Annotated in this window: 2 protein-coding genes and 1 pseudogene; 2 read left to right on the forward strand and 1 reads right to left on the reverse strand. The window is 69.5% G+C overall.

Translation table 11 applies throughout. The features are described from left to right. Window positions 1–1,110, forward strand: a 1,110-nt coding sequence (locus AC5RV2_RS15745) for an RNA polymerase sigma factor (protein ID WP_494093112.1), incomplete at its 5' end; no start/stop codon positions are given. Window positions 1,111–1,209: 99 nt separating this feature from the next. Beyond that, on the forward strand, window positions 1,210–3,582 hold the full coding sequence (gene treS, locus AC5RV2_RS15750) for a maltose alpha-D-glucosyltransferase (RefSeq protein ID WP_494093113.1): 2,373 nt from the start codon (window positions 1,210–1,212) through the stop codon (window positions 3,580–3,582). 4 nt (window positions 3,583–3,586) lie between these two features. Here treS and AC5RV2_RS15755 read toward each other — a convergent pair. Then, window positions 3,587–3,820 (reverse strand): annotated as a pseudogene (locus AC5RV2_RS15755) (hypothetical protein); the annotation flags it as partial.

Genomic DNA, 3,820 nt, shown 5'->3' on the forward strand with positions numbered 1-3,820 from the left:
CCGGCCGAGGGCACTCCCGGCAACCCGCCCGCCTGGCTCTACCGCAGCGCGGAGCGCACCGTGTTGGATGCGCTGCGGCATGAGCAGGTGGCCGGCCGGAAACTCCCGCTGCTGGTCGCCGACCGGCTCCGGGGGGCGGTGCCTGACGCAGGTACCGCCGGCGGTGCCGGCGACGTGGAGTACGCGGACGAGCGGTTGCCGATGATCTTCATGGCCACGCATCCTTCGCTGCTTCCCGAGGTGCAGGCCGGGCTGGCACTGCGCTTCGTCATGGGCCTGCCGACGGCGCGGATTGCGCGGCTGTTCCTGGTCAGCGACGCCACCATGGCGGCCCGGATAACCCGCGGGAAGAAGAAGATCGCCGGCTCCGGCATTCCGTTCGCCCTGCCGGACGCCGGTGACCTTCCGGACCGGGTGGAGAACGCGGCACGGACGGTCTACTTGGCCTTCACCAGTGCCTACCTTCCGGGCGACGGCGCCGACCTGCTGCGCGCCGAAGAAGCCGGAGAAGCGGTGCGGCTGGCGGGACTGCTGAACGACTTGATGCCGCACACGCCGCTGCTGCGCTCCCTCAAGGCGCTGTTGATGCTCCAGCATGCCCGGCGCGACGCGCGCATCCGGGACGGGGAACTGGTGCTGCTGCCGGATCAGGACCGCAGCCGGTGGCACCACCGGGAGATTTCCGAGGCGCTCGGACTGCTGATCGACCAGCCGCCGGACAGCGGGTACGCCGAGGAACTGCGGCTGCAGGCGCTGATCGCCGGCGCCCATTGTTCGGCCGCCACCGCCGCAGAGACGGACTGGACGAGCATCGCCGGCCTCTACGCCAGACTTGACGCCCTCACCGGTTCGCCCGTGGTCCGGCTCAACCGGGCGGTGGCCGCCGCCGAAGCGGACGGGCCGGCGGCCGGCCTCAAGCTGCTGGGCGGGCTGGAGGCCCAACTGCGCGGAAACCACCGGCTGCCCGGAGTCCGCGCCGAACTGCTGCGCCGCAGCGGACGCGTCACCGAAGCCGCCGAGCACTACCGGCTGGCCTTGGCGCTCTGCCGGAACCAGGTGGAACGCCGCCACCTGCAGCGCCGGGTGGAAGAGCTGGAACTGCCCGGCTGACCGGTGCCCCGGGGTAGTGGTGGCCCCGGCCGTCTGGCAATGTTGGGGGTAGAGCCCGTCTGGAGAATTCCAGGAGTCGAGCACAAAGGAGATGACGCCATGAAGGATTCGGTTCTGGGGCACGATCCCGTCCTTGACCGCACCAACCATGTCGACGGCGGTGCTGCCGCGGGCACAGACGGGGCTGCCGCCGCGGGCGCAGACGGGGGTGCCGCCGCGGCAGACGGCGGGAACACCGCCGTCGAGCCCCTCGCCGAACCCCAGGCGCCGGACATCACTTTTGACGAGCAGTTCTACCCGGCCCGTCCCCGGTCGCTGCGGCCCAGGGCCCGCCGCCGCCATTTTGTGCCCGGCCAACCGCCGTTCGAGCCGGACGCCCGCAACAAGGTCTATGTGGAGTGGCTGCGCAACCAGTCCATGCTGGGCGACGCGAAGGTTCTGGGGCGCCAGCTCTCGGGGCAGGCGAGCATGTGGCAGAACCCGTTCGCGTATCCGAACCCGCGGGCGGCGGTGGAGCGGGCCTCGGTCTGGTTCACCGCCTACCCGCTGTCGCTGATCACCAGGCCCGGGCAGACGTTCCTGGCGGCGCTGGGCGATGCCGCGCTCTGGGAGGCCTTCCAGCAGATCGGCATCAAGGCCATCCACATCGGGCCGGTGAAGCTGGCCGGCGGCCTGACCGGCTGGAACCATACCCCCAGCGTGGACGGGCACTTCGACCGCATCAGCATGGCCATCGACCCGCTGTTCGGCACCGAGGACGAGTTCCGGAGCATGTGCGGGGTGGCCGCCGAACACGGCGGCACGATCGTGGACGACATCGTGCCCGGCCACACGGGCAAGGGCGCAGACTTCCGGCTGGCGGAGATGAACTTCCGCGACTATCCGGGCATCTACCACATGATCGACATCCCGGAGTCCGACTGGGACCTGCTGCCCGATGTCCCCGAGGGCGAGGACTCGGTCAATATCGACGTCGCGACCGAGCGCCGGCTCCAGCAGGCCGGCTACATCATCGGCGAACTGCAGCGGGTCATTTTCTACGAACCCGGCGTGAAGGAAACGAACTGGAGCGCCACCCCGCCGGTCCTGGACGCAGAGGGCAAGGCCCACCGCTGGGTCTATCTGCACTACTTCAAGGCCGGCCAGCCGTCGATCAACTGGCTGGACCCCACCTTCTCCGGCATGCGCCTGGTGATGGGCGATGCCCTGCATTCGCTGGTGGACCTGGGGACTGGGGCGCTCCGGCTGGACGCCAACGGCTTCCTGGGCGTGGAGAAGAGCGCCGAGGAAACGCCGGGCTGGTCCGAGGGGCATCCGCTCTCGGCGGCCGCCAACCAGATCATCGGCAGCATGGTCCGCAAGGTCGGTGGCTTCACCTTCCAGGAGCTGAACCTGTCCATCGACGACATCAAGGCCACCTCCGAAACCGGCCCGGACCTGTCCTACGACTTCGTGACGCGTCCGGCGTACCACCACGCCCTGGTCACCGCGGACACCGAGTTCCTCCGGCTGACGCTGCGCCTGGCCATGGACATCGGCGTGGACCAGGCGTCGCTGGTGCACGCGCTGCAGAACCACGACGAGCTGACCTACGAATTGGTGCACTTCACCACCAAGCACAAGGACGACGTCTACGAGCTCGACGGCGAGGAGCTCACCGGCGCGGAGCTGGCCCACAAGGTGCAGCAGACCCTGCGGGACGGGATCACCGGCGAAGCAGCCCCCTACAACCTGGTCTTCACGGCCAACGGGATCGCCTGCACCACGGCCAGCGTGATCACCGCGGTGCTGGGCATCACCGACCTGGATTCGATCACCGAAGAGCAGTCGGCGGAGATCCGCCGGGTGCACCTGCTGCTGGCCATGTACAACGCGCTGCAGCCGGGGGTCTTCGCGCTCTCCGGCTGGGATCTGTGCGGGATGTTGCCGCTGGAGCGCAGCCGGGTGGCCCGGCTGATGTCCCGGGGGGACACCCGCTGGATCAACCGCAGCGCCCATGACCTGATGGGTTTCGACCCGACGGCCGAGACGTCAACCTCCGGCATGCCCATGGGCAAGGCCCTGTACGGCACGTTGCCCGAGCAGCTCGAGGACGAAGCCTCGTTCGCCCGGCAGCTGGCACGCATCCTGGCCGTCCGGGAAGAGCACGGCATCGCCAAGAGCGCCCTGATCGACGTTCCCGACGTCTCCCATCGCGGCATGCTGGTGATGGTCCACCAGCTGGTCTCGGGCGGGCAAGAGGTCACGGTCCTGAACTTCTCCGGCCAGGAGATCGCCGGTACCGTCCGCTCCGAAGCCCTGGAGCTGGGCTCGGAAGTGACCGACGCGTTCAGCGGCGAAACCATCGGCACGGTGGACGACCTGCACAGCTTCTATCTCCACCTCGGACCCTACGCGGGCACCGCCCTGTTGATCACGCCGCCGGTCCCGGAGGCCGATGACGACGGCGACGTTCCCCAGGCGGGTGCCTGACGGGCTAGATCTCCCAGTCGCCGAGCCCCTCGACGCCGTCGCCAAAGAAACCGCCGAAGCCTGCATTGTCCGCAAAGCCCTCACCGGCGGAGGCGACGGTATCGCCGAATCCTTCGGCGGCGCCGGCCAGTCCCTCCCCGATGCCGGAGAATCCTTCCAGCAGGGGACCGGCGATGGCCGAGCCGACGAAGCCGGCGGCCACACCGGCCAGCAGGCCGGCGCCCAGGCCTCCCGCGGC

It is taken from the genome of Arthrobacter sp. Y3225116, from assembly GCF_059091245.1.